The organism is Synechococcus sp. H55.9 (genome assembly GCF_047462355.1).
In the GTDB taxonomy this organism is placed as follows: Bacteria; Cyanobacteriota; Cyanobacteriia; order Thermostichales; family Thermostichaceae; genus Thermostichus.
The window spans coordinates 56,399-58,169 of the sequence record NZ_JANSJB010000003.1 but is presented as its reverse complement, the minus strand read 5'-3'; the positions used below and the strand labels follow the sequence as shown (position 1 = coordinate 58,169).

The window sequence follows — 1,771 nt, the reverse complement described above, 5'->3', positions numbered from 1 at the left end:
CTCTTTGTTATTCTCACTCATCATTCCCACTCCCTAAGCAAGACAAAGATTGAACAAAACTTTCAATTGCATTCTTCCTATTCTCCAGATCTTCGGCTATAGCTACTGCTTGGTTAAAGTTCTCTTCAATCCGCCTTCTTTGCTCATCTAGCTCGCCCATAGAAAGGTCAAGTGCTTTTCTAACCAATTTTTGAGTAGCCTCTCTTAGTTCTTCCATGTAACCTATGATCCATTCTTTCAGAACTTGCCACAATTTTCGCTTACCAGCATCTGCTCCGCTTGACCACTCCTCAGCCATCTTATCGAAGCTGGGTACAATTAGCTGTTGATAGAACTCCGTCCCAACTTTAGCTATCTTGTACTCCTTGCCTCCAAAGCAAGATCTAGGCTCCTCGACTATTGTAGTTTTGTCCTTCTTTGTAGTCTCTATCTTTGCTCTTTTATTAAAGAGAAAGACATCTTGCGTAAGGCGCAAGGGCTCGCTTCTCAGCTTAACGCCAGTTTGAATCAATTCCTGGATCCCTAGCTTATCTTCCTCAGAGACTGTGAGGATTTCTTCAACGGCTCCAATAAGGTTTGCAATAAGCTGAGAGATCAATGAGTTCGCAAATCTCTCAAAAGTTTGAGCCTTCGCCTGTAACAGAAACTCGGCCCTATGTTCGAGAGCGTCCCTAACCGATTGGTAGAGAGCTAAAACAGCGCGCTCAGCTCTTTCTATCTTCTCATGAGGCTTTTTGGTTTTCTCCTCAACAGGTACTCTCAGAATCAGGCTGTCTCCCTGACACTCACAATCCCTCAACGTTCTGAGTGTCATGTCGCAAGATCTAGCAACGAGGTTGGCAATGTGAGCAGGGATCACTTCTTTCAGAGAATCTTCTAGCGGATAAACACCAATTTCTTGCTTGAGTGCATCTCGAACTGGAGCAATGATTTTATTAATCAAATCTTTAACTTGCTCGTCCACAAAGTCAATAAAATCGGGAAACCCCTGCCAGCCCTTCTTTCTGGCTTCCTCCTCAATCTTTGATAGGGACTCAGGAGTGCCACTAGCACTGGCAACTTGGTTGAGTAAGCCTGTAATGTCATCGATAAACGATTGGGCAACTTGATTGATTGCTTCCTTGCATTGCTCTTGTTTCTCTTGAATATATTTTCTTTGCCTATCTACTTCCTCTAGCGTCTGAATTTGTCTTGTATTGATTATGACATCTAGGGCACTGCTAATCTCTCTAGCTGAGTTGATCACTTGTAGCACTGCCGGGAGAATAACAACTCTTGCAGTGTCTGCTTGAATCCTTTCTCGCAATGCTCTCCATAGCAAGTTGCCGCCGCTCCACTCTCGGATGTAGCCAAGCAAGAGCCTAGTGTCATTGTCAGATATTGCCTGCCCTTCCTCGACTTTGTTTTCAAGGTCTGCTATCCAAGACTTCAGCTCCCTATCACCTCTTGTAGAAGCCTTGATGAGATTAGCACAGTCTTCAAAAAGAGCGCTGAGCATCCATTGTTTAGTACTGGGATCCACATCCGATCCTTCGGAAGAGTTGGCTCCCCAGGCACATTGGGCATAGAAGAGCGCCTTAGCAGAGAGCGGAATGATAAAAGGCAGCTCTGGAAGATCCAGAATCTCCTTAATTTCCTCTCTCAGCTCCTCGACCTTTTGCTCTAGAGGGTTGTCGGTTTGATTTCGCATGTCAACCCTATTGAGCAAGAAAATCATCAAGCTGGTTTGACCTCGGAGAAACTCCACAACATCTTTTAGCTCTCTCAAGAG

1 pseudogene is annotated in these 1,771 nt (G+C 44.7%); it reads right to left on the bottom strand.

What is annotated here, in order from left to right:
- Positions 1 to 13: 13 nt before the first annotated feature.
- A pseudogene (locus tag NW857_RS01050) lies at positions 14 to 1,771 on the bottom strand (hypothetical protein); the annotation flags it as partial.